Below are 19,708 nucleotides of genomic sequence, written 5' to 3' on the forward strand. Positions count from 1 at the left end.
CCTCTCTTCGCCAGTGGGGTGTGACCTTCTTCCTTGGTGGGGTGAAGGTCGTCAGAACTTCACCGCAGCGAAGGGAGGGGGCGCAGCCGATTGCTCCGGCGAACTCATGAAAACAGAAGATACGCGCCCGCCGGCGCGGCCTCTCAACTTCGCCGCGGCCGCGGCGCCCACCTCTTCTTGATTGCTGATGATTTCCGATCTACCAGAGGGAACGGAAGCGACACCAATGCCCGCGCGTTAAAGGCGTGATCGCACAACTCTGCCGTTAAGTTCAATACAACCTTAAATTATTCTTGTTAGCATTCCATGATTATCTACAATTGTGTTCGGCGTTCCCCAATACGCTGAGAATTGAGTCACTCCCTGACTCAATTTCGATCGCATAGCCCTAAGCAGGGTCGGCCCTCGCACCGGCCCTGCTCTTTTTTGCGGGAGACCGTTTCTCGACATTGCCCAACGTCAAAGTCGAAATGGTTTGGAGAGATAAATGCCAACTTTGAACGATATTCGTTGGGACAGACCTATTTGGATCAGCCCCTGTTTTTACAAACCAGTTTCATGCAACGATGAATTCTCAGAATTTTTATCCGTCACAATCGAAGCGGTCTCTGATGTTGAACCTTTGGTTCTCGATTCGAGCCAAAGCCGAGTGTTTGTTGATTTTCTTCGAAAGCACTATGCACAAGAAATCGAGGTAAATCTCCAATCCTTGGCCACGTTAAAGGACGGGACGCCACTACTTACATCTTTTGTCTCACTCGAATGTTTTATCGAAATGATGGCGTCGAAAGAGCTGGGCATCGAGCAATTGAATCAATCCGGAACGGTTTGGGCTAGAACTGCTTGCACCATCGTATGTTTTGACTTCCACGAAACGGTACCAACTTGATCAAGAAGAGCGGCTTGGGTCTGACGTTCTAAGTGTCATTTGATGGTCCAGGTTTGGGTCCGACAATAGCGTCAATGAATGGTACTTTGCCGGCAAGATGCTCACCGGTTCCTGTCGTGTTTTTGCTTCGAGTTCGAGCTTCAGACACTGGTACTGCTCTCGTAAGTCAGGATCCTTCCGCAACAGATCACGAAAGCGCAGCATTCTGGAAATTTGCCAATGCCCGGTCAGACAGATATGCATCTTGTGTGTCCGGACTCCGCCAACGTCTCTGCGATAGTAGCGATGTCCGAGCGACAGTTGTTCCCCCTGAAGATAGTCATATGAGCGCACGATCGGGTCGGCTTCCGGGAGGCTGAGATATCGCACCACTACGACAAGTAGGTCGATTTCGGGTTTTGCGGCGAGATTCGGAACCACTGTGCTGCCAACGTGATGGATTATAATAAGGTCATTCCCAAAGACACCGGCGATGCGGTCTCGTTCTGCAACGAACATATCCGGCCAAGTCCGGTCATAGTTTGTTATCTTGCTGGTAAGGGCCACTACAGCGGCCGCAAGGGTTTCGTTCACGAACTTGAGATTCATGTTAAATCCTCATGGATTTAAAGCGCAGCCCCGCTCGCTCAAACTGGTCGAGCGGGAAATGCCTCGCTTATTGTCTGATGGGGAGCCTGACTGAGCCTCTTTAGCTCAGGTAAAAATCAGTCAGGTTCGTACTATGCGATTGCTCGTTTTGTCGGGGTTACGTCGCGGTCTACACCCGAAGTTAAAACAAGCGGACACTGAATATCCTCAGGATCGAGGCGGTGGCGTTTCTGATTCGGGGTTGAGCCCACTGATCAATTCGTCCGAGCTTGGCGCTAAAATGTTGAGCGACCAATTAACCGTCATTACTTCCGTCAAATCAGGCCGGAACATCGAACTGGAACAGTGCCCGGTCATCGTATGGCACTGCCCGTCCTCGTGCTCCGCACGGCGATTTTGATCAGTACAGTCAGGCCCTTCGCAGTCCGCTTCAGCCTGGCCGAGAAGGTCTGCTCCATGGGTGGCAGCAGGCGCATGATCGTGCGGAGTCGAATAAGCCGTCGTGAGAGGCACGACGGCTAGCACCAAAACCGAAATAAACACAATCAATCGCCGAATCATTTTGTCGATATGGAGCTTCCTCCAATTGGAAGGTCAAGGGCCTTCTTACCATTTATCGGGAAAATGCTTGTCAGCCGTTGGAATGGCGAGGGGTGCACATTCAATGCTGCAAGCGGTATGAAATTGGAGTTAAATATCCTGTCTTTACAGATGCTTAAAGCCACTGACTACAGAATAGGTTAAACGATTTCCGCCATTTTTGAGTGCATATATCTTGTCTACTCGCACATTCGCTTGACCAGAAAAACTCCTCCTCTCTTATGATCATCAAGATTGTCTAGCCTTGGTGCATTTGTCTCATCACTCAGAGATCGTACAGATCGAGAAAGTCGCAGTCGTGCATAGAACGATGTCGTGAGGATAAAATACGCAAATCGCTTGTGTCGGGATTCTGAGCGCTGACCACCTATCTCGACAGTTTGTCGCAAAGGCTTCCAGCAACTCTCCTTCATGATCGCCAGCGCCAAGGACAGTGATCAGCGCCCCGCAACAGACAAGCACTGCAGGGGTACTACGGGCGCCTCATACAACCTAGTACTGCCGACCATCAGGTTCCATTGATGAGAGCATTGGTGTCCAGATCGGCCAGATTGTTGATGGCATTGTCCAGATCCTGGAACACCACGGTCGTGCCGCTCTGCAGTTCCAGCGTCACCGTACTGTCGGTCTTAGAGAAGGTGGCCACGACGTCGTCGATTCCGATGTCCGTACCAGCATCGCCACCGTCGACGACGTCTTCGAACGAGAGGCGGTCGCCGTTAGCCGCCGAGAAATCGAAGATGGTGTTGTTACCCTCATCCGACGCGAGATTGAAGACGAAGGTATCGCCGCCCTCACCACCATAGAGCTGGTCGTCCCCGCCGCCGGCAATCAGGATGTCGGCACCTCCCTGGCCCAACAGGATGTCATCGCCGCTACCACCGTTGATCAGGTCCGCCTCGCCCCAGGTATCGCCTGCCGACTCCTGGATAAAGCGCGCCTGATTGTCATGGATGAAGGTTATCACCTCGACCTTGGTCGGCACATGCCCCAAGCTCGTCGTCAGATAGTCAATCAGTGTCTGGTAACCGCCGCCGGCCTCACCCGTGGCGCCAAGACCACCCTGCGCCACGGGGTCAAGCATCCAATCTGTATCAATAGCGTCACCGAAGATCAGGTCATTGCCGCCGCCACCATTGATATCGTCACTGCCAACATACTCGAGAACGCTTAGCGTCTGGTCGTCCAGCAGGGTCGAAAGACTGCTCGGATCGTTAACCACCTCAGAGGTTGAGGCACCGTTACCCTCACCCGCAACCGCAGCGAGCTGCGCGGGATCGACCTCCTTGCCTATCCCAAAGCTGTGGACGGTGACGTTGATTCCTTCAAAATTGATTGAAGCATCATAACCGTCGTTGTCCACACCATCGCTCAGGAAATAGACCTTGTTGATGGCACTCTCGTGCCGGGCATCCCTATTTAGGAAATCCTCCACCACCTGCATAGGGCCTTCGAATTGAGTGCCGTCAGAAGCGCCCAGATTGGCGATTATACTTTCCAAAGATTGGCCGATTCCGTTCTCGAAACGATTGTCCGTCGCGTCATAAGTGAAGACTTGATTGATGCTTACCCAGTCGTTGAAGGCAACCAACTGAAAAGTCGTCAGTTCGTTATTGGCCAATTGATTCTTCAGGGATTCATGCAGGGCCGTAAAGGCTTCCTTGGCCGCAATCATTCCGACCTCGGTGAGGTCGATGGACTCGGTCCGGACGGAATCGATGTCACGCCACCCGGAGGGACTCACATATTTTTGCGGCTGGACAGAAATATCAAATCCGGTTTCACCTGGATTCAGCACAGTGTCGGGTAGATGGAAAGTCAGATCTCCCATCTCCTGGTCCCACAGGTACGCATTTCCTCCGTTATCAGCCCTCGTGCCGTCATAGTAGCTGTCACCATGCTGTACCCAAGTACCCGCCGGCAGGCCGCTGATGTGGTAGCGTCCGGCATCGTCGGGAGCGGTATTCTGATAGTCCGGGATATGAACCCGCACCTCACCCATGGAGTCCGAGACATCGATCACGTAGGAGACGTTGACCGGAACAGCCGCGGAACCCGTGCCGCCGGTGTCGCCGATGAGAGTATCCGATCCTTCGCCCCCATGGATCTCGCCTTGGCTTGCGCTCTCGGAAGCCACATGGTGATTTGTGGTGCCAACGCTGGTGTCGTCGTCATTGCTGCCCACCACCAGATCCGGATCCGGTTCAATAGCGGCATAGGCCGTTGCCTGGGCGCTCTGGCTGTTGTCGGAAACATCCGTCTCCACGCCGCTACCGCCGTTGGCGCCACCAGGCAGGGCAAGTTCCACACCGTCGACCGTCACTGTGAAGACCAAGTTCGCCGCTTCGGTCACCTCTTCAGGGGCCTGGATGCCGATATTCATGTCGAACGGCAGGGAAACGTCCTGCAATGACAGGATCGACTGCCCCTCGGCCAGCTCTGTAAAGACAAAGCCCGGCGGCAGCTCAATTGTAACGTCGTGCTGCTCGGAACCATCGGCGCCATCGCCCCAGGTTGCCGAGATGTGCAGGCTGCCCCGCTCGCCGGGAATGAAAGTCGTATCGCCATTGCCCTGATCACCAGTGACAGCAAATTCCGTGATGGTGATCGGATCCGCCATCGCATCAACAACAACGGCGGCCGAATCGCTTGCCGTCGCAGTCAGGCCCGTGTGGCAATGACCCTCGTCCCGCGCCGTGGCCGTAACCGTCAGGGTCCCGAGATCTACGTCGCTATCGGAAGGCGCCGTCACCTCGAAGCTGGTTGTGACTGACGCATCATTCAAACCAATCACCTTGGCCGTAGTGCCATCCTCCGAAACCGAAACGCTCGACCCCGGATAATCCAGCTCGATCTGGCGGAAGTCGTAGACCGCATTCGGATCGAGGCCGGTGATCTCCACCTCCGTGATCACGTCATCGCCCGAAGCTGTTGCAGTGAACTGCACAGTGCCTGTTGCATCTTCCTTGATCACCACTGCGCCGCTGTGGGCGTCAACCTGGATTTCGACCCTCGGCTCGGCCACGCCCGGTTCGATGCCCACGGTTAGAGTCGCGCTCGACGTATCGCCGTCCGCATCACGCAGGGTGTAGTCAAAAGTTTCCTCGACCGGGGCGCAGTCATAAGCCGTGACATTCACAATCGAGAAGTCACTATTGGTATGACCCGGTCCACCGTTATCCACCGGCGTCACCCGTATGTAACTGAAGGCTTCCTCGCTGGTCACATTCACGGTGACAAGACCGTCGTAGTCACCGCGCACGGTTTCGAGCGTCACCCTTTCCCAGTTTTCTCCGTCACTCGAAACCTCAACGATCAGCTGTTCGACAAAGCCATCATCATAGAGATCGCCATTGAATAGCGCCCCAACGGTCAAACTGGCCGCGTCAGCCGGTCCGGGCAGGCCGATTTCGATAAACTCGTAAGCCGCACCCTCCGCTAGTCCCTCAGCGGGGCGGTAAGAGGTCTCCGCCCAGTCACCGTTGCCCTCGTCGCGGACGCTGCCGATGCCGCCGTAGAGGTTCCCGTCTTCGATGTACAGCTCTTTCTCATTGAGCTCGATGCCCTCATCGTAGCTGTTGGTCTCGCTGTTCCAGCGGGACGCAGATATCGTGAAACCCTGATCCTCAAAAGAAGCCACCCATTCTTCAATCGTCTTATACAGGCTCCCTTCAGGTTCGAAGCCGCCTGTCGCGATTTCTCTCTGATGATCCGCATCCGCCGACTGATAGCTGTAATCGCCGGCGTCGGTACCGGTCATCACAACGGAGAGGCTGCCGCCCTGCTCGGTCTCGTTAATGGTCAGGGTCGTGCCATCGAAGCTGTAGTCGACATTCTCCACCGGCGCCGGTTCGCCGCCGGACACGCTCAGAGCAGAGCCATCGGCATTCAACTCATAGGTCACACCGTTGTGAACGATCTTGCTGATGACACCTGGCTGGTCCGCGCCGACTTCGTCGACCCCACCGGGTCCGGCGTCGGTGATCAGGTTGCCGGCGGCGACGGAGTTCTCCTCGACCGTATCGACATTGTCCTTTGCGACCGGAACGTCATCGATCACCCTGACGTTGACCGTGCCCTCGACGAAGTCGCCGTCGCTGTCGGTCGCGGTGAAGGAAATCCCCAAATTGAGGAGATCTTCGCCGCTGAGGGAATGATCAAGCTGGCCTTCGAGATTGAAGGTGAACTCGCCAAGCTCTCCTGCCGATACGTCGAATACCACAGTGAAAACCGTCGCGCCATTGACTGAGGCCGTCAGCGTCTGGCTGTCGACATCGTAATTGTAGATCACGGGCGCGCCGTTCGAGGTCAGCCCCGCAGGACCGTCGGCAGCACTCACGGACCCGGTGCCGTCAGCGCCAAAATCGACCCCGAGAATTGCAGTTACACTCGTCGGATCCGATCGGTGGCTTCCCGCAGCCAAATCATCTTCGTCAACGATTGTAACCTCCAAATCGTTGACAAGAACCGGCGTGTCGTTATTCATCCGGACCGCTGGCTGCGTATTGGCCCGATCGTCAATCGTAATCGTTCCTTCGGCAGAATCGAGAAGGTCCGGGCGTTCGTCCTGAACAAGAACCCCAAAGGTCAATGCGGTAGGATCGATGACACCCTGCGCCTGAATCAGGCTGACTAAGTCGCCGAGACTGTCGACATAGGTCGAACCACCTCCGCTTGTCGCTTCGGTACCCAACGCTGTTTCAAGAGGCGCTCCCTGACCTGAAAGCTGGTCTGCCAGCAACAGAATCTGTGCAGCGGGAATCTCTATGTCGCCAATCTGGAAGGCAGGCGCATCTTCACCTCGGGCCAGATCAGCCATATTGAGAAAGACGACACGACTGTCGGCGACACCGTCGCCGTCATTGTCGAGCTTCAAAACAACATTGTTTCCCTCGATAAAGACCTCAGCAACTGCAGGATTGAAGTCGAGCAGAAACGTTTCGCCCGCGTGAGTTCCGTGTTCCTGTATGGTTCCCGGCGGCGGAAGCGAAACCACCACGCCTGCGGATAGATTTCGGCCAACCGTTTCGCCAGCCTCAGAAATCGATAGACTTTCTCTATGAGAGCTGGTTTTGGAATCAATACCGATGTCTTCAATGCTCTGGGAAAAGTCTTCGGTCATCTCGGGCGTCTCCTCGACTTAATCCGCCCCTAGCCTGGAGCGGCACTACCTGTGTCAAACTTCTGGCGGCAGTCTCGTCAAGGGAGATCAAAAATTCTATAAAAAATTCTCTATAAACCACATACATATGTATTACATTATTGTTTTTTTACTTCTGGTTTATTTATGAATTTCATCCTACTTTTATGTTATGTTGTGAATTAATAATAATTAAAACTCTTATGACTTGATATTAAAAAAATAATATTAATAAGTAACTAGTAATAAGAATGATTATTTCTATGAATAAGCACTTTTCTTTTTAAATTAACTGATAAATTAAACGTAACTGGAATTCAGTTGATGGCAGTTAAATATGAATCAAGACTACCCCTCTATCTTCAGGCAAACGGTGGTCCACTTAACGTCATCCGGGCGACACCCCTGTAGGGTCAACACGCGGCAGCATTTGTCTTTGGCTTTTAAGGACCCGCTGCAGAACATCCACGGTCCCCTTTTTGGTTCACCTAGATAATCATGTCGCCGGTGCGGAGGCTCTCCTCAGCAGCTGGGCAGTCTGTTCGACATCCGTGATGACCACACCATTGGTCTTGTCAGCCAGGCCACAGCAGCGGCAGGCAGCACCACCTGTACAATCCAACTTCCCCTGGTCCCGGCCCAATACAGCACCTACGGCATCTGCAGGCCTTAACTTCGACCCAGCCATGACACCGCGAGCAGCCATTGCGACCGGCGCGACCAATGCGGATGCGGGTGTTTACCGCGATCTGGCGACGTTTGATCTGACTCACAGTTCGGGAGCGCCCCGATCGGGTCGGCCTCCTCTTCCGATTGAGCTTCAGTTCCTAACTCAGATGGGGGCGAAACCGGGGGATAATACGGCGAGCTTCCTGCGGCCCCTCTCCAATCTCTAGAAATTTGCGGAACCGGCTGCGTTCCTGCGGCCGCACTCACATATTTGATGCCGATCTACCAGAAGCCCAACACCAGCAGGGCAACAAAGGGACACAAGATATATCCCTACCTGCTCAGGGAACTGCGGGTGGATCGACCAAACCAGGTTTGGGCAGCAGACATTACGTATCTGCCGATGCGGCGAGGCTTTAAATGAAGCCATCGACAGCTTCGAACCACCCGAGATCATGATCACGGATCAGGGATCGCAGTTTTATGTCCTTTGCCTGGACGGACCGGCTATGGCGATTCGGTGTACGTATCTCCATAGATGGTAAGGGGCGGTTCCTCGACAACATTTTCCTTCTCAGCGATGCGTGCGTCGCCTGCCGGGCAATGGTGGAACGGCTCTGGCGAAGCTTGAAATATGAGTGTGTTTATTTACATGCATGGGAGACTGGATCGCAGGCAAGGGTCGGTGTCGGAAAATGGATGGCGTTCTACAATCGCAAACGCCCTCATTCAGCCCTTGGAGGCAAACCTCCAGCCATGCTCTATTGGCAAAGAACCGGGGCATTAAGCCCGATCAGCAGGAGCAGAAAGTAGCTTAATTTACGCCCGAAACTGTCCAACAATCGGGAAGTAGCTCAGGGCGGTGAGGATCTGCCGCAAGCTTCAGGTGAGGTCGAGGGTGCCTCATCCATCGGACACAGTTATCCAGCGAGCGTCGCAAATTGTGCAAAGCCACTCGGTTGATCCGGAGGCCATCCATCCCATGAGAGCCAAGGTCTATAAACTGAACAAAAGTTCTTTTGACTCAGGAAGTTTTGCCAAAGAGCGATCAAGTCTCTCCTGCCATTTCGGTCCAGTTTCAAGCGCCGTTATAAAGGCTTCTTTGAGTTCGTCTGGACGGTCCTCAGCGAGTATTTTGATCAAGAACTCGGCCTGAAGCCGATCCTTCGTGGACTTCAAACCACCAGGGTTATCGCGACGTCGATCTGCGACAATAAGCTTGTGAATGGCAAATCGTTCAGGTCGTGGAACCTGAACCAAGACACCTCCTCGATAGACCGCAACTGCTTGTTGCGGCCCTGCTATGAGATAGTTTAGATGATGCAATGACTGTGCATTTACTCCCAGTGCCGCAAGTGGTCGGATCCCTTCATTAGCCTGAAATGAAGGGGTAAGAAACTCGACTTGGAGATCGTTTCGGGTTTGCCGCCAGCGCCAGATACTTTGTTTATCCAGACCAGGAACAGGCTCGAAGGAAAAATCACTCAGAACTTTCTGAAGAGGTGGTGAAACGCTGTCTTCGAGGGCCAGTGAGAGGCGTTCAAAACTTGCAATGTCGATGTCGCCCGTTTGCGCCATTTGATCGAAGGTATAGCGAGCGCCCAATATACCCTCGTATAGTCGGAAAGCATGTGTTCCAACGATGGTCCCTCCCAATCGAAACACGCCGGCGTGTGCCATGGCCGACAACAGACTACCTGTTGCCGCGTCGACGCCCATGAAGCCTTCGGCCCGCAATATTTTGATCAACCGGGTTCGATGTTTGCTTCTCACATCAGACTGCGCGCGGAGGTCTTTTATCCGCGCGATGCGATTTGTAAGCTCTGGGCTATTCTCGCCGATGTAGGTTTTTCGTACGTCCGAACCGACGCGGTAGGTGTCATACCAGTAGACTTTACCGTTGCGCTCAACTTTGCCTGGCGTCCCGCGAATTTCGGTAATGATCTCTTCTTTTAGAGATCTGAGTAGGTCGTGATAGGCTGCGTGGGCCGTAGGCGAATGCCTGTCGATCATAGCTTGCACTCGTGTTCAACAAAAATTTATGTGTTGAACATAAAGTCATGTTCAACGAATTACAAGTTTGTTGAACATGGAGCTTTTTGGAAGATGACAAGATCTGTAATCTGCGGGTAGTTTCGGGACACCTTCTGGCGTTACTATAGCTTCTCGCGGAGCGCTTCGTAAGGCGTTTTGCCGTTGTGCGCGCCGTGTGGTCTATGGAAGTTATAGAAGCGCTCCCACTCATTGAGTTTCGCCTCCAAATCAACGTCGCCCTTGTAGCTGATCAGCTGGTAGAATCCCTGGCTGTCTGATCGGTGCAAGCGTTCGACCTTGTCATTCAGTTGTGGCGTGCCGCGCCTGATGTAGGCGTGTCGGATGCCCTTGTCCTCGACATGCCAGTGGAACTTTGCTTGGAACTCATGGCCATTGTCGGTTCTGATCTCACGAATGCGGAACGAGAAATTCTCTATGATGTGATCAACGAAGTCGATGGCGCTGGCCTGAGTGTGTTTCTCGTAGATCTTGAGCGCCCGTACCCGGGTTGTGTCATCAATGGCCGTGAACTGGAATCGTCGGACCTTCTGTCCACGTTTTCCTTTGAGCGTCAGGAACTTGACGTCCATCTGGATATGATGGCCTGAAACCTGCTTGTTGTACCGCTTGGTGTGGACCTTGCGTAGTCGATTACCACGCGGCAGCCGGTTGACGCCATTGCGCTTGAGCATCCGGGAGACCGTGGCATCCGATATCTTGATGCAGTGATATCGCTCCAGATACCAGACGATCCGCATTGGCCCGAGATGGTACTTGCTGCGAAGATTAAGAACCTTCTCCTCAATCTCGATCGGGGTCCGATTGGCATGCCACTTCGGGATCGGTGGGCGGTTCACCAGACCGGCTTCACCGTACTTCCGATAGGCTTCACGCCATCGGTAGAAGCTGCCGCGGCCGGCACCAAAATATCGACAGGTCTTGGCGACGTGACCGGTCTCATCGGCGTGCTGCAGAATACGAAGCTTGTGCGCGATCTCCCGCTGATCCTTGCTCATGAACATCTCCTTTGTCCCAGAATTGGGAGTTTGTGGGAGATGTCCCGCGAGTACCGGCATATCTACAGAATCCAATGCCGCCACTCGGTTCTTCACTGTGCGCAAGTTTGGTGGCTTAAGGCCGGCTTTGTGACAGCTCGCAGCGATGACCCTTTGAAGTCGCGCAATACACCATCAACCTTCATGGCCAGCGGTTTGTCGGCAGTAGCGGCGCCTGATTGGGGGGTGATCTCCGTGCCACGGACAGATTTACTATAGGTCTGGACGCCGTCAGGCAGTGTGATCTGGATCATAGGAAGGGCCCAAATAAAGGAAGAAAACCGGCTCCGCTCCCGCGGCAGTCACGCCATGTGTTGCGGAAAGCGAAGGTGGGCGAACAGCGCTCGGATGGATTGAATGGTCCCTGCGCAGGGTCAGAGATTGGGCGTGGCAGGGCTACACGCATGTTCAGAACTCTCCTTCAAGGCGCTTGTACCTCTGAACGAGAGAGTTGTTGGTGCGCACGACATCCTCGGAGAACTCAGAGGCATCGGCTGTGACCTTTGGGATGCTGGCAAGATCAGTGCGGGTCCGATGCGCTGCGTGGAGGGGACGTAGAAGCCAAGCGGCAGGTCACAGCCATCGACCACCGAGTTGTGCCGCACAACACAGCCTTCGCCCACCGTGCAGTTGAAGAGAACGCTGTTGAAACCGATGAAAACACTGTCGCCCACTGTGCAGGGGCCATGGACAATCGCGCGATGTGCGATCGAAGTCCGCTCGCCGATGGTGACTGCCGCGCCCGACTTGGAATGGATGACGACACCATCCTGAATGTTCGAGTGCGCACCGATGACGATGGGCTCCATATGGCCGCTGGCATCGACCTCGTCGGCACGGATCACAGCATAGGGTCCGATGAAGACATTCTCATTCACGATCACGCGGCTGCAGATAATGGCTGTGGGGTCGACAAACGCGCTCTCATGGACGACTGGCTTGTCGCCGCGCGGATTTCTACGGATCATCGGAAGGTCGCTCCCGTTTGCTGCGCCTTCGCGCGTGGTGCCGGATCTAAGCCGCCTCGCTGCCAAGGACTCCCAGGGTAGGCCCCTGCAATTGCGCTCAGAAGCGCCTGGAAGGGAAGCAACGCCGAGCCATGGCGGCTGCGGATGTCCGCCACCGGCAGGAATGGTTCGAGTTTGGCCCAGGAACCCGGCGGCGGGGGTGTCTTGTCCCGGAGAAGTGCGCTCAGAATACCTGCGCCCCTCTCCACCTCGTCGATGGTCAGACCAACGATGACCTTGGCAATGACAGAGGCGACCGCTTGCCCGATGACACAGGCTCTGAGCTCGTGGGCGTAGTCGGTGATAACACGGCCGTCGAGCTTGAGATCGATAATGATCCGACTGCCGCAAAGCCGGCTTTGCGCGAATGCTGAAGCGTCGGGAGCCGCCAGCCGGCCGACTCGGGGTATTGACGCGGCAAGCCCCAGGATCTGTTTATTATATAGGTCGAGATCCGTCATGTGCCTCCTCCGGCAAGGTTGCTCCGGATATGCGACATGGCGAACGTGCGAATACGCGCGAGTATGAGTGAGAGACCGTTAGCTCGATGCTGCGCAAGGTGCCCGGCGAGACCGATCTCGTCGACGAATGCCGATGCTGGCCTCGCTTGCAGAGGGACTCCCATCTATCCTGTCCTCCGCCAAATCGGACCGTCGGCGCGATCCTCGACGGTAATGCCAAGCGACACGAGCTTGGCACGGATTCGATCCGCAGTGGCGTAGTCTCGCGCTGATCGAGCGGCTTGGCGTGCTTCAACCAGACGCTGGATCCCTGCTGTATCTGCGTCTTCGCCTGGCGCTTGTTCAAACCAGACTGCCGGGTCTTGCTGCAATAGACCCAGCAAGCCGCCGGCGTCACGCAAGGCCGCCTTGTAGGTGGCGCGGTCCGCCACTGTCGCTGCCCGGCGTGCCGCCTTCGCTATTCGGAAGAGTTCAGCAATTGCTCTCGGGAAATTCAGATCGTCCCCAAGGGCTGCCTCAAACGCATCGAGCATGCCGTGCGGACAAGCAACATCGGGAACATCGCCGAGATCGCGGAGAGTCCCGTAGACACGATCAAGACCGCGCTTCGCCTGAGCGAGTGCGTCCGCGCTCCAGTCGAGCGGCTGGCGATAGTGCGCGCCCAGAAGCGCGAAGCGGATGACCTCACCCGGCGCCTCGTCGAGGAGATCACGGACGAGAAGCACGTTGCCGAGCGACTTTGACATTTTCCGTCCCTCGACGGTGACGAAGCCGTTGTGGACCCAATGGCGGCAGTAGAGCTCTCCGTCATGGGCACAGGTGCCTTGGGCGATCTCGTTCTCATGGTGCGGAAAGATTAGGTCTTGGCCGCCGCCATGGATATCGATTGTGGTCCCGAGCCGTTGCTCAATCATCGCCGAGCATTCGATATGCCAGCCGGGTCGTCCGCGGCCCCAGGGGCTCTCCCATCCCGGCAGATCCGGTGTCGAGGGTTTCCAGAGGATGAAATCCGCCGGGTCTTGCTTGTAGGGCGCGACTTCAATCCTAGCACCGGAGACCATCTCATCACGATTGCGGCCAGAAAGAGCGCCATAATTTGAAAACGAGGGCACGTGGAACAGGACATGCCCCTCTACCGCATAGGCATGACCTCGCGCGATCAAGCGCTCCACCATATCTATGATCTCGGGTATGTGCTCCGTAACGCGCGGTTCAAGGTCTGGCGTCAGGACTCCGAGTGCGGCCATGTCGGAATGGTAGGCTTCGATGTAGCGTTCCGTGACCGTTGAGATCGAAAGGTTCGCTTCCTTCGCGGCAGCATTTATCTTGTCGTCTACATCCGTGAAATTGCGGGCATAAACGACCCGCCCAAAGTGCCGCTTCAAAAGGCGATAGAGAACGTCAAACACGACCGCCGGGCGGGCATTGCCGATGTGGGCGAAGTTGTAGACGGTTGGCCCGCAGACATACATCGTGACGCGATTGGAGTTCGCCGGAGAGAAGGGCTCTCTCGTCCTGGTGAGTGTGTTGACGAGGCGCAACGTCATTCCCGCACCTCGCGCATGGTAATGTCTCTGTCACCGGTGTCTGCCGGAAGGAGGTCAGGTGTCTGAGGTTCGACGGCGCTAAACATCCTCAGCGTGCCGCGCAGGACCGACTCGTCAATGTCGCGGGTGATGAAAACGATCCGGGAGCTACGGTCTTCGCTCGGCCATTCCTTCAGCGCGACCGCCGGGTGGAAGATGTGCTGGACGCCGTGAATGACGACCGGTCCATCGAGATCGACCACATTGATGAGTCCTTTGATGCGTAGAAAGTCAGCGCCCCGGAGCAGGAGCAGTGCCTCGAGCCAGTGGTCGAGCGCATCGCTGTGAATCGGTTCATCGATCGTGAGGCAGACCGCCTTGATGTGAGCGTCATGGCGATTGACGTCGCTGTGTTGATGGGAGTGGCCGTAATCAGAAGTTTCATGTTCGTGCGGCTCGGCGTAGGCTTCAGCGTTGAGCCAGGTCTGTACGTCGAGGCTCTTGGTCTTCGGGTTGTAAAGACCGGCATCAAACAGTGATGTCGGCTCGACAGCGCCTTTCTCTGTGATGATCCGTGGGGCGGCGGGATTCAAGATCCGCAGACGATTTTGCAGTTTGTGCAAGGCATCGAAGTCGATGAGATCAGTTTTGGTGATTAGCAGGCGATCGGCCACGGCCACCTGCTTCACCGACTCGATTTGGCGGTCAAGCGTTTGCTGGCCGGTGGCCGCATCTACCGCTGTTATGACGCCGTCCAGGCGATAGCGGGCGGCAATCAGCGGGTCGGTCATGATGGTGTGCAGGATGGGGACCGGATCAGCGAGACCCGTCGTTTCGATGACGACTCTATCGAATTCGGAAATTTCTCCTCTTACACGGCGCAGGAACAGACTGCGAAGCGTATTGACCAGGTCGCTGCGGATCGTACAGCATAAGCATCCGCTCGACATCTCGATGACGACATCATCCTTGCTGTGCGCCACGAGGTCGTGATCAAGGCCGATTTCACCGAACTCGTTAATGAGCACGAGTGCCCGACTCAGTGCAGGCTGCTGGATCAGGTAGTTCAGAATCGTCGTCTTGCCGCTGCCCAGGAACCCGGTCAGCACCGAAATCGGCAGACGTTGCGACGATCCATCGAGTTCCCAGCTTTCCATGGCGCGCCTCTCTTTCCTGCTCAGGACGCACCGGCCGCGATGCAAGCCACGCAGGTGCCCTCCACCTCAACCACGCACCGAGCCACGTGGTATCCCAGGACGGCAGCATCCTCGGCAAGCAGTTCCTCGACCCGCAAATCCTCCAATTCGGCCGACGCTCCGCAGTTGCTACAAATGAAGAACAGGCAATCGCGCCGACGCTCCGGATGCGCGCAGGCGACGTAAGCGTTCCGGCTTTCGATCTTCGAGACGAGCCCCTGGGACATCAGAAACTCAAGCGCCCGATAGACGGTGGGCGGCCCAATCGGACGGGCCTCCTCATGCTTCAGCGCCTCGATAAGTTCGTAGGCGCCCGTCGGGCGCCCGCTCTCCCAGAGCAATTCCAGTATCCTGCGCCGCAACTCTGTAAGTTGCGCTCCGCGCGCGCTGCAGAGGGACATTGCCAGTGCAACCCGTTCTGCTGGCGCATGCTGCCCGCGGCAATTGGGATCGGCACAGGGCCGAGGCTCCACTGTCACGAGCGTCATTGGCCTGATTCCTTCTTGCGTTAAGAACATGCAATGTTATAACGTTACTTTCATTTGTTTACAAGAGCCAATTGCCCCTGAACGCTCGGGGGTGGCCGCAGGAGAGGCTTGAACATGAATGCAGCAGTGGCCGGAAGCCCGCCCACAAAATCAGTGCTGACCAACTCGGTCGGGCGCCGCCGACCCAGCCAAGCAGAGGCGGAAGCGGCGGTGAGGACGCTGATCGAATGGGCGGGCGATGATCCTGACCGCGAGGGCCTCGTAGGTACGCCCGGGCGCGTCGTGCGGGCCTATGAGGAGTTTTTTGCCGGATACCATCAAGACCCAGTCGCGCTGCTTGAGGTGACGTTCGAGGAGATCGCCGCATACGACGAGATGATCGTATTGCGAGACATCCGCCTTGAGTCTCATTGTGAGCACCATATTGTCCCCATCCTTGGCAAGGTGCATATTGGCTACCTGCCTGCAGGCCGTGTCGTGGGGATTTCCAAGCTAACTCGCCTGGTCGAGGTGTTCGCCAAGCGGATGCAGATCCAGGAAGCGCTGACATCGCAGATCGCGGACACACTCCAGGAGGTGCTGAAGCCGCACGGTGTCGGCGTCGTCATTGAGGCGGCGCACCAATGCATGACAACTCGCGGCATTCGCAAGCCTGGTGTCAGCATGGTAACTAGCCGCTTGCGTGGCGCTTTTCGTAGCGATCCGACAACCCGCCGTGAGTTTCTTGCGATGGTCGAAAGCTCCAGGAGCGGTTCCAATGGCGACTGACAAGTCCGTTCCGTCAGCCTTCGCCGCCCGGGCGACGCTAGAGCAGGTCGAAGAAGGCTTCGCTCTGGCCCCTAAGTTCGACGCGGACGGATTGATCCCCTGCATAACGACCGATGTCGATACGGGCGAGGTCTTGATGCTTGGCTACATGAACGCAGAGGCGCTGGAGAAGACGATCGCGAGCGGCGAAGCCCACTACTGGAGCCGAAGCCGCCAATGTCTCTGGCGTAAGGGCGCCACCAGCGGCCTCACCCAGAAGCTTGACGAGATGCGCATCGACGACGACCAGGATGCCGTCTGGCTGCGCGTCCGTGTCGCCGGGTCGGCGCTAGTTGTCATGTCGGGTACCTTTCCTGTTTCTACCGCTCGGTCGAGCTCAGCGGCCAGTCGGACAACTCGTCGGGCGGACCTGTGCGGCTCCGCCTGGAGGAGTCCCGGAAAATCTTCGATCCGAAGGCCGTCTATGGCGATGCGCCAAACCCGACCCAGCTTTGAGAGGAGCGTCCCCTATGTCTGACAATCCAGGAGCGCCTGGCCAACCAACAGTGCCTGACCGGACGTCGATTGAGAGCCTGCTTGAGCCCCTCGAGGATGTCTCCGATGTCCAGTTGCCCTCGCGCCTTTCGGATGCTCTGGCGGAGCTTCGCGCTGCGATCGCACGCTGTGATCAGGCGGGCATCCCTGAAGATACGACGCTCGCGGCTTTGACGGTGGAGGTGATGCCGCGTCTCGTCGAGGCTTATGGAGCAAGCGCCGCCGCGGTCATGCTGGGCGAGCTTGCCAAAGAGATATCGGACGCGGGTGGGGCGCCGCAGGCACTTAAAGCCGAAATTGATGATGCTAACAGGAAAGCCACCGTCCATGAATGAAACTCTCTCTTACTCCCAGCTTCCCGTTACAGTCCTGTCTGGCTTCCTCGGTGCCGGCAAGACCACGTTGATGAACCACATCCTCAACAACCGCGAAGGCAAGCGCGTCGCAGTCATTGTCAACGACATGAGCGAGGTGAACATTGACGCCGATCTCATCCGTGACGGCGGTGCCGATCTGAGCCGTACCCAAGAGACCCTGGTCGAAATGACCAATGGCTGCATCTGCTGCACCTTGCGCGACGACCTTCTCAAGGAAGTGCGCCGGTTGGCCCAAGACGGCCGATTCGACTACCTTCTGATCGAATCGACCGGCATTTCCGAGCCACTGCCCGTAGCAGCCACCTTCAGTTTCCGCGATGAAGAAGGCGAAAGCCTGGAGGATGTCTCCCGCCTTGATACGATGGTGTCTGTGGTCGATGCTGCTAACCTCCTGCGCGATTACGCGTCGACGGATTTCCTCAGGGACCGGGGCGAGGCGCTGGGCGCGGAGGACGACCGCACGCTGGTTAACCTGCTCGTTGATCAGATCGAGTTTGCCGACGTTGTCATCCTGAACAAGATCGATGCGGCCTCACCGGACCAGCTCGATGCCGCGCGCAAAATCATCCGATCGCTCAACCCCGTTGCGGAACTCATCGAAACCAGCATGTCACGCGTGCCGCTGGACAAGGTGCTGAACACAGGCCGGTTCGACCATGACAAGGCGCAGGAACATCCGCTCTGGTTCAAGGAGTTGTACGGGTTCGCGGATCATAAACCTGAGACGGAAGAATACGGCGTGCGCAGCTTTAACTCTTCCTGGCCAGGAGTCATTCGCGCCAAAGGGCACTTTTGGCTGGCCACCCGCCCGGAATGGGTTGGTGAACTGAGCCAGGCAGGCGCTCTTGTGCGTCATGAGGCCATGGGCTTCTGGTGGGCAAATGTACCGAAAGGGCGGTGGCCCGATCACCCGGAGTGGCGCCAGCACATCGCCAATTCCTGGGATGCCGTCTACGGAGACCGCCGACAGGAAATTGTATTCATCGGCACCGATATGGACGAGGCCGCGCTCCGTCGCCGCCTCGACGCCTGCCTTGCCGGCGATGCTAACGCCAAGTCGATGCAGCCTGCTGCCTGGAAAATGCTGACAGATCCCTTCCCGATATGGAGGCGGGGAGAAGTGTCATGACCACGTCGCTGCGATCCCTCCGAAGTTAGACAGTCGGGCAACCTGCCGCAATGGCTCCGGGGATCAAGACTTGCCATGCGGCCGAGGGCCTCGCCACTATCAAGAGGCTCCTGCATGGGGCATTGACAACTTATTCGCTGCGGAATCAAGAATTTGCTGACGAGCTTCTGGTTATACAGCCAACGCGACATTTCGCCATTGAGCATGAGCTTCATCGCGAAACTGGCGATTGGTCGTTCGTGAAATAAGGTGACGCTGCGTGTTGAAGAGGTTGTAGACGGCGGCGTGGGTGGACAGAAATCGCTGCGCTGATCCCGACGACTTGAAACCCTGCATCTTTCGCTCTCGTCGTCGCACGGGTTGATGCGAGTTTTCCGCGCGGTTGTTTTTGTATTGGCTCGTCTCATGGTGCGCTACTAGACCCAGATCAAGGAACGCCGCACCATATGAACGTAGTTTGTCAGTTATGACAGTCGTTGGCGCAAACCTTTGCTTCTTCAGGAGTTTGCGCATCAATTTTAGCGCGGCCTTCTTGTTCCGCCTCGCTTGAACCAGAACTTCCAGGGCTTCGCCTTCACTATCAAGGGCCCTCCACAAGTACATTGTCTTACCGCGGATCGAGACATACATCTCGTCCAAATGCCAGTTGCCTTCTGGTCGTGGCCTGCGATGCCGAATCTTTCTTGCATAGGCGGTTCCGAACTTCAGAACCCAGCACCGAATGCTCTCGTAGGAGATATCCAGACCGTGTTCGGAGAGAAGGTCCTCGACGACGCGAAAACTTAGCGTGAAGCGGCAATACAGCCAGACCGCATGTTGGATAATCTCTGCTGGAAATCGGTGGCGTTTGTAGGAAATTTGGTTCATCCGACGAACCTATCGCCCTGATGTCAACGAGGCCAGTGAGTCAACCTGTCAAAGCCTTTGCCTGGATGGCATTCCCATCCGCGATAGCTTTTTGGTGTTCCAACATCAAACCACGAACCATGACCGCACCCTAAAAGACAGTCTTGAACCATCTTTCGAAGAGAATGGGAATCCACTTCGTCAACAGGCTTTTTACAATACCGTTTTACATTTCTCGCATTATTTCTGATCAAAGTTTGTTCATTATTTACCGCTGTAGATTATTTTTTCTGTTGCTACCCCCTGTACTCAAAAATAGATCGGGAAAGTAGTAGACATGACTGCTTTGTATAGAGTGTTCAGTTATCTGAACTTTGGAATTACATTTCAAGTTAAATTTT

The 19,708-nt window shown here is 55.9% G+C and carries 17 protein-coding genes and 1 pseudogene; 8 read left to right on the forward strand and 10 right to left on the reverse strand.

The features are described from left to right. A partial coding sequence (locus tag QMZ18_RS36385; RefSeq protein ID WP_282611354.1) for a hypothetical protein occupies nt 1–181 on the forward strand: 181 nt, incomplete at its 5' end. A gap of 306 nt (nt 182–487) precedes the next feature. Further along, a complete protein-coding gene (locus QMZ18_RS36390; RefSeq protein WP_282611355.1) occupies nt 488–889 on the forward strand; it encodes a hypothetical protein in 402 nt (133 codons plus the stop codon). Here QMZ18_RS36390 and QMZ18_RS36395 read toward each other — a convergent pair whose 3' ends face one another. Both QMZ18_RS36395 and QMZ18_RS36400 read right to left on the reverse strand, forming a co-directional pair. Beyond that, complete coding sequence (locus QMZ18_RS36395; RefSeq protein WP_282611356.1) at nt 890–1,477, reverse strand: GrpB family protein; 588 nt, start codon at nt 1,475–1,477, stop codon at nt 890–892. Nucleotides 1,478–2,585: 1,108 nt separating this feature from the next. Then, nucleotides 2,586–7,199, reverse strand: coding sequence for a hypothetical protein (locus tag QMZ18_RS36400; protein WP_282611357.1), 4,614 nt, complete (start codon nt 7,197–7,199; stop codon nt 2,586–2,588). Between the two features lie 572 nt (nt 7,200–7,771). Here QMZ18_RS36400 and QMZ18_RS36405 point away from each other — a divergent pair. After that, a complete protein-coding gene (locus QMZ18_RS36405; protein ID WP_282611358.1) occupies nt 7,772–8,113 on the forward strand; it encodes a hypothetical protein in 342 nt (113 codons plus the stop codon). A 53-nt stretch (nt 8,114–8,166) separates the two neighbouring features. Continuing rightward, nucleotides 8,167–8,699, forward strand: a pseudogene (locus tag QMZ18_RS36410) (integrase core domain-containing protein); the annotation flags it as partial. A 183-nt stretch (nt 8,700–8,882) separates the two neighbouring features. Here QMZ18_RS36410 and QMZ18_RS36415 read toward each other — a convergent pair. From QMZ18_RS36415 to QMZ18_RS36445, 7 genes are all read right to left on the reverse strand, one after another. Continuing rightward, a complete protein-coding gene (locus QMZ18_RS36415; protein ID WP_282611359.1) occupies nt 8,883–9,899 on the reverse strand; it encodes a GSU2403 family nucleotidyltransferase fold protein in 1,017 nt (338 codons plus the stop codon). Between the two features lie 143 nt (nt 9,900–10,042). Further along, nucleotides 10,043–10,936, reverse strand: coding sequence for an IS481 family transposase (locus QMZ18_RS36420; RefSeq protein WP_282611360.1), 894 nt, complete (start codon nt 10,934–10,936; stop codon nt 10,043–10,045). Between the two features lie 413 nt (nt 10,937–11,349). Further along, the gene (locus QMZ18_RS36425) at nt 11,350–11,943 is read right to left on the reverse strand and encodes a hypothetical protein (RefSeq protein WP_282611361.1); all 594 of its coding nucleotides are present in this window, start codon (nt 11,941–11,943) and stop codon (nt 11,350–11,352) included. Continuing rightward, the gene (locus QMZ18_RS36430; protein WP_282611362.1) at nt 11,940–12,443 is read right to left on the reverse strand and encodes an iron-sulfur cluster assembly scaffold protein; all 504 of its coding nucleotides are present in this window, start codon (nt 12,441–12,443) and stop codon (nt 11,940–11,942) included. Before QMZ18_RS36430 ends, QMZ18_RS36425 begins: the two co-directional genes overlap by 4 nt. 164 nt (nt 12,444–12,607) lie before the next feature. Next, entirely contained in the window at nt 12,608–13,990 is a 1,383-nt protein-coding gene (cysS, locus tag QMZ18_RS36435; RefSeq protein ID WP_282611363.1) for a cysteine--tRNA ligase, read from the reverse strand. Then, nucleotides 13,987–15,126 carry a GTP-binding protein gene (locus QMZ18_RS36440; protein WP_282611364.1) on the reverse strand — a complete coding sequence of 380 codons (1,140 nt, stop codon included), beginning with the start codon at nt 15,124–15,126 and terminating at the stop codon, nt 13,987–13,989. Before QMZ18_RS36440 ends, cysS begins: the two co-directional genes overlap by 4 nt. Nucleotides 15,127–15,146: 20 nt before the next feature. Further along, nucleotides 15,147–15,653: a Fur family transcriptional regulator gene (locus QMZ18_RS36445; RefSeq protein WP_282611365.1), complete on the reverse strand. Its 507-nt coding sequence runs from the start codon at nt 15,651–15,653 to the stop codon at nt 15,147–15,149. 114 nt (nt 15,654–15,767) lie between these two features. On the opposite strand from QMZ18_RS36445, the gene folE reads away from it, so the two are divergent. The 4 genes from folE to QMZ18_RS36465 are packed head-to-tail and all read left to right on the forward strand — an operon-like array spanning nt 15,768 to nt 18,461. After that, complete coding sequence (gene folE, locus QMZ18_RS36450) at nt 15,768–16,421, forward strand: GTP cyclohydrolase I FolE (protein ID WP_282611366.1); 654 nt, start codon at nt 15,768–15,770, stop codon at nt 16,419–16,421. Then, nucleotides 16,411–16,938: a phosphoribosyl-AMP cyclohydrolase gene (locus QMZ18_RS36455; protein WP_322097692.1), complete on the forward strand. Its 528-nt coding sequence runs from the start codon at nt 16,411–16,413 to the stop codon at nt 16,936–16,938. The genes folE and QMZ18_RS36455 overlap by 11 nt, the downstream gene beginning before the upstream one ends. Next, nucleotides 16,931–17,290: a hypothetical protein gene (locus tag QMZ18_RS36460; protein ID WP_282611367.1), complete on the forward strand. Its 360-nt coding sequence runs from the start codon at nt 16,931–16,933 to the stop codon at nt 17,288–17,290. Before QMZ18_RS36455 ends, QMZ18_RS36460 begins: the two co-directional genes overlap by 8 nt. After that, entirely contained in the window at nt 17,283–18,461 is a 1,179-nt protein-coding gene (locus QMZ18_RS36465; RefSeq protein WP_282611368.1) for a GTP-binding protein, read from the forward strand. Before QMZ18_RS36460 ends, QMZ18_RS36465 begins: the two co-directional genes overlap by 8 nt. A 171-nt stretch (nt 18,462–18,632) precedes the next feature. Here the strand turns inward: QMZ18_RS36465 and QMZ18_RS36470 are convergent, their stop codons facing one another. Beyond that, nucleotides 18,633–19,328 (reverse strand): IS6 family transposase, encoded by a 696-nt coding sequence (locus QMZ18_RS36470; protein WP_282611369.1) that lies wholly within the window; start codon nt 19,326–19,328, stop codon nt 18,633–18,635. Nucleotides 19,329–19,708 lie beyond the last annotated feature (380 nt).

This window comes from Pelagibius sp. Alg239-R121, assembly GCF_947331435.1.
Lineage (GTDB): Bacteria > Pseudomonadota > Alphaproteobacteria > Kiloniellales > Kiloniellaceae > Denitrobaculum.